Genomic DNA, 4745 nt, shown 5'->3' on the forward strand with positions numbered 1-4745 from the left:
ATTAATGATGTGCAAATGCGCGTTAATCAATTAGCTGATTTCGGATTAGACGCAACGCCAGGTACTGTGACGACAACTGCTGTTAAGGACGCTGACTGGGCGACGGAATGGCAAAAGTATTACCACCCAGTTCGAGTTACACGTCATTTGACAGTTGTACCAAAGTGGGAAGAGTATGTCCCAGCACAAAATGATGAACAAGTCATCGTACTCGATCCAGGCATGGCTTTCGGTACAGGTACTCACCCAACGACGCGTTTGATGATGCAAGCGCTTGAAATTGTGATTCGTGGCGAGGAACGTTTGTTGGATGTCGGTACTGGTTCAGGCGTCCTTGGTATTGCAGCTAAGTTGTTGGGTGCTAGCTCAGTGCTTGGCACGGATATTGATGAAGTTGCTGTTCGTTCAGCTCAAGGTAACTTGGACTTGAATCCTATTGCATCAGATATCAAGGTGATGGCGAGTGACCTATTGCAGGATGTGCCAGCCCAAGAGTTTGATATCGTGGTTGCTAATATGTTGGCAGAGGTGCTAGTGCCATTGATTCCACAAGTTGAATCTGTTTTGCGGCCAGGTGGTAAATTCTTGTTATCAGGTATCTACCAAGATAAGGCGGATGTCATCGTTGCCAAGTTAGAGGCCTCGGGTTATGTCGTGGACGAGAAAATGAAGCTGGGTGAGTGGTACGGTTTGATTGCGCACCGGGCGAGTGAGGATGAAAAGTAATGCAACGTTATTTTTTGACGGAAACGCCAGAGACTGACGAGTTTGATTTGCCGGCTGACATTGCGCATCATTTGATGACGGTCTTACGTGGCAAAGTTGGCACGATGGCAGAGTTTGTTTACCCCGATCGTGAAACGATGGTCGTTGCCAAGGTTAGTGAGATTGGTGATGATGTGACACGCATGACGGTGGTGGAACGAGTTGAAGCTAATGTCGAACTGCCTGTGCAAGCAACTTTGATTTTAGGACTGGCCAAGGGCGATAAGCCGGAGCTTGTGGTGCAGAAAGCGACTGAATTAGGGGTTCATCACATTATCTTTGTTGAAACCGATTGGTCGGTCGTGCATTGGGGAATGAAAGCAGATAAAAAAATTGCGCGTCTTGCCAAGATTGCACAAGGCGCTGCTGAACAATCCCACCGATTGACTGTGCCGGATGTTCAGTATTTGCCAAATTTGCAAGCGCTGACGCTACCAGAAGCAATGATTAAAATTGTAGCTTGGGAAGAAAGCGCAAAGCAAGGTGAAGCAGCGATGCTTGCCCAACAGTTTGCCCAGTTGCGTTCAGGTGATGAAGTCGCCTTTTTGGTTGGACCTGAAGGTGGCTTAAAGGAAGCTGAGTTAGAATTACTAACGGAAAAGTTTGGGTTCGTGGCGGCAGGACTTGGCCCACGCATTTTACGCGCTGAAACAGCGCCACTTTATGCGCTTAGTGCCTTGAGTTTTGCGCTCGAGCTAGAACGTTAGGAAAGATTAGTGTGGTAACACAAAAGAGGTAAGGAACATGAAGCGATTAAAGGAAGCGTTTGATTGGCGTTTTTGGGTTTGGGTGCCAATTCTGGCACTCTTAGTACCTTTCGTTATTAATAAAACGGCGTTGAGCGTTAATTTTAAAATTGTCTTTTCATTATTTATTGTGAATATGATTTTTAGTATTATCGCAGGTGCATTCTTACGGAAACATGGTGCATTTTGGTATTTGCTATTTATTTGGCCTATTTTTTTCTTGGCTTCAATTTGGTTAGGGCTAAATTCACATATGTACGGTTATTACCTAGCCGCACTGTACTTCGTCATTGAGTTGTTTGCGTTTACGCGTGGGCAAGAGGAAGAGGTTGATGTGGAGAATCAAATCCCAGTGGATGGTGGTTTCCGCGAAATATAATGCCATCGCGATTGACGTGTCATGAGGCTTTACGGCTTAAGAGGTTAGAACAGAGTGATCTGTTCTAACCTCTTTTTTTGCGAACCGGTGTCCCCACCTCCCACCACGTACCACCATTCACCACTGGCTTATCGTTAACTTAAAAGACTGGTATATCAAGCTTTGTCGCCTGAAAAGTTAAAGAATTCTTCAAATTCTAAAGTTCTTCGAAAACTTGTAAAGTGACTGTTAAAAAGGGTGCTCCAGGCCGGTATATCAACATTTCTGTCTCTAAAATCAAGCTATATCCCTGTGGTGACGTGTGGGGGTAGGTGGTGAGATGTGGGAGATTGTGGTAAATTAAATGTATTGAATTGTCGACTTTTCTTAACATTCGCAACCGGTAGACCTGGTTGATTAAATTGAAAGGGGGTAACGCCGATGTTCATGGGTACATACCAGCACACGCTGGATACGAAGAACCGGTTGATTATCCCTGCAAAATTTCGCAATCAATTAGGTGACGCCTTTGTTATCACACGTTGGATGGATCATTCACTGCGTGCTTATACAATGAGCGGTTGGCAAGATTTTTCTGCCAAGATTAATGCTTTGCCGGAAACTAATGCCAAGGCACGCCAATTTAAGCGATTTGTTTTTGGTGGCGCATTGGAAGTCGAATTTGACAAGCAAGGTCGTGTGAATTTGTCACAGACTTTGCGTGAATATGCCAACATCGATAAGGATGTGACGGTGTTTGGCCTTGGTGATGATACTTTTGAGTTGTGGAGTGCTGAAAAGTGGCAAGCCTACGAAGAAGAAACAGCTGAGAACTTTGATGATATTGCCGATGGTTTGGAAGATCTCGGTTTCTAAAAAAATAAAACAAACTGGGTTATGCCGGTTAACTAAGATGAAAGGTCAAACGGTTTAAGCCATGACGGAATTTAATCACGTGACAGTCTTGCTTAATGAAGCAATCGATAATTTAAATGTTAAGCCAGATGGTGTCTATGTGGATGCAACCTTAGGTGGCGGTGGCCACTCACAATTGTTGGCTAGCCGTTTGACAACGGGTAAGCTCTGGTCGTTTGATCAAGATATTACAGCAATCAATTACAACACGGAGCACCTGGCAGCTGAGCTTGCGGCTGGTAAGGTCGCCTTTATTCAAAATAATTTCCGTAATTTAAAAGCTGCTTTGGCTGAAGTTGGGGTGACTGAAATTGATGGGATTGTTTATGATCTCGGCGTGTCATCACCACAGTTTGATGATGGGCAACGTGGTTTCTCATACAACTATGACGCGCCACTTGACATGCGTATGGATCAATCCCAAGAGTTGAACGCCCGGACGGTTGTTAACGAGTGGGATTTCCACGATTTGCTTCGAATCTTGTCACGTTACGGTGAGGAAAAGTTTGCCAAGCAAATTGCACGCGCTATCGAACGGCAGCGTGCGATTAAGCCAATTGAAACAACTTTTGAACTGGTGGAAGTGATTAAGTCAGCTATTCCGGCGGCTGCTCGACGTACGGGTGGACACCCAGCTAAGCGATCATTTCAAGCGATTCGCATCGCAGTTAATGATGAACTTGGGGTGGTAGAAGAATCGTTAGCCCAAGCGCTTGATATGTTAAAAGTTGGGGGACGAATTTCAGTTATTACGTTCCACTCGTTGGAAGATCGTCTGGTAAAGACAATGTTTAAAGAAAAGACGGCGTTACCGGAAGTACCAGCGGGGCTGCCAATCATTCCAGATGAGATGCAACCTGATTTTAAATTGGTGTCACGTAAGCCAATTTTGCCATCTGAAGAAGAGATGGCGGAAAATCACCGGGCACATTCTGCCAAGTTACGTGTTATTGAAAGACTACGTTAATGAAAACTTTTCTTAACTAAATAAGAACGTGTAAGGAAGGATCTGAAAGTCATGGATGCAATGCCAAAGTACGCTGGCAATACAGCGCCAAAAAAAGTTAATCAGCCGCAACGCCGGGTTAAGACTAAGACGGTGCGTCGCCCTTATGAGAAGCCCGTTTGGAACGCAATGGATTTGACGATGGCTGCTGCCGCGGTTGTAACGGTTGCATTTATGGCATTTTTGGTCATGTTCATGGCAAGTAAGGGTGCTTCAGCTAATAAGCAACTTCAGTCAACAACGACGCAGCTCGAGCAATTACGTGACAAAAATAACGATTTGAAGCAAGAAGTTAGCAGCTTATCTAGTCCAGATCGTTTGGGTCAAGTTGCTGAAAAGCATGGCTTGAGTTTACAGAATCAAAACATAAGGAACGTGAAGTAGCATGGTAAAGAAACAACGGATGCCAAAACGTAACCAATCGGATAAATATAGTCGCAACTCCGGGCGCATTTTGCTCGGGTCGATGATACTGGTATTGGTTGTGTTGGGGGTCCGTTTTTCTTATGTTGCCGTTGCCAAAGAGGTAAAGGGACATAAGTTGGACAAGGCCGCTCAACTCATTTATCAGAGTCAAAACGAGGTGCAAGCCAAGCGTGGTGAAATCTTTGATTCGGTTGGAAATGTTTTGGCTGAAAATTCATCAACCTACACGGCCGCGGCCGTGTTAGATAAAACACAAAATGATGCGGACGGTAAGCCTGCTTACGTAAAGCCAAGCCAGGATAAAAAGGTTGCGAAGCAATTGGCTGGCGTTTTAGGTGGTAAACCGGCGGAATATCAAAAAGTGTTAGCAAATGCCCGTAAGCAAGATTTGAATCAAGTTCAGTTTGGTCAACACGGGTTAAAAATGGATGTGACGACGTACAAGAAGGTTAAGGCCTTGAAAATCCCGGGGATTATTTTTACACCAGGGACGTCACGTTTTTATCCTAATGGTAAATTCGCTTCGGAT

General features: G+C 44.8%; 6 protein-coding genes and 1 pseudogene. All 7 read left to right on the forward strand.

The window, feature by feature from the left end:
* On the forward strand, positions 1-726 hold a 726-nt coding region (gene prmA / locus WEIDD23_RS10250), incomplete at its 5' end, for a 50S ribosomal protein L11 methyltransferase (protein WP_062358969.1).
* A complete protein-coding gene (locus WEIDD23_RS10255; protein ID WP_010372665.1) occupies positions 726-1472 on the forward strand; it encodes an RsmE family RNA methyltransferase in 747 nt (248 codons plus the stop codon). The genes prmA and WEIDD23_RS10255, both read left to right, overlap by 1 nt.
* A 37-nt stretch (positions 1473-1509) precedes the next feature.
* The gene (locus WEIDD23_RS10260; protein ID WP_010372668.1) at positions 1510-1890 is read left to right on the forward strand and encodes a hypothetical protein; all 381 of its coding nucleotides are present in this window, start codon (positions 1510-1512) and stop codon (positions 1888-1890) included.
* A 420-nt stretch (positions 1891-2310) separates the two neighbouring features.
* Positions 2311-2745, forward strand: coding sequence for a division/cell wall cluster transcriptional repressor MraZ (mraZ, locus tag WEIDD23_RS10265; protein ID WP_010372671.1), 435 nt, complete (start codon positions 2311-2313; stop codon positions 2743-2745).
* Between the two features lie 61 nt (positions 2746-2806).
* Positions 2807-3751 (forward strand): 16S rRNA (cytosine(1402)-N(4))-methyltransferase RsmH, encoded by a 945-nt coding sequence (rsmH, locus tag WEIDD23_RS10270; protein WP_010372674.1) that lies wholly within the window; start codon positions 2807-2809, stop codon positions 3749-3751.
* 51 nt (positions 3752-3802) lie between these two features.
* Positions 3803-4174, forward strand: a complete 372-nt coding sequence (ftsL, locus tag WEIDD23_RS10275) for a cell division protein FtsL (protein ID WP_010372676.1) — start codon at positions 3803-3805, stop codon at positions 4172-4174.
* Position 4175: 1 nt separating this feature from the next.
* Positions 4176-4745: pseudogene (locus WEIDD23_RS10280) on the forward strand (penicillin-binding protein); the annotation flags it as partial.

The organism is Weissella sp. DD23 (assembly GCF_001579105.1).
Taxonomy (GTDB): domain Bacteria; phylum Bacillota; class Bacilli; order Lactobacillales; family Lactobacillaceae; genus Weissella; species Weissella cibaria.

Excerpts from the sequence above, each read along its gene's own strand:
- WEIDD23_RS10255 (WP_010372665.1), top strand. The coding sequence starts at position 726 with ATGCAACGTTATTTTTTGACGGAAACGCCAGAGACTGACGAGTTTGAT.
- WEIDD23_RS10260 (WP_010372668.1), top strand. The coding sequence starts at position 1,510 with ATGAAGCGATTAAAGGAAGCGTTTGATTGGCGTTTTTGGGTTTGGGTG.
- mraZ (WP_010372671.1), top strand. The coding sequence starts at position 2,311 with ATGTTCATGGGTACATACCAGCACACGCTGGATACGAAGAACCGGTTG.
- rsmH (WP_010372674.1), top strand. The coding sequence starts at position 2,807 with ATGACGGAATTTAATCACGTGACAGTCTTGCTTAATGAAGCAATCGAT.
- ftsL (WP_010372676.1), top strand. The coding sequence starts at position 3,803 with ATGGATGCAATGCCAAAGTACGCTGGCAATACAGCGCCAAAAAAAGTT.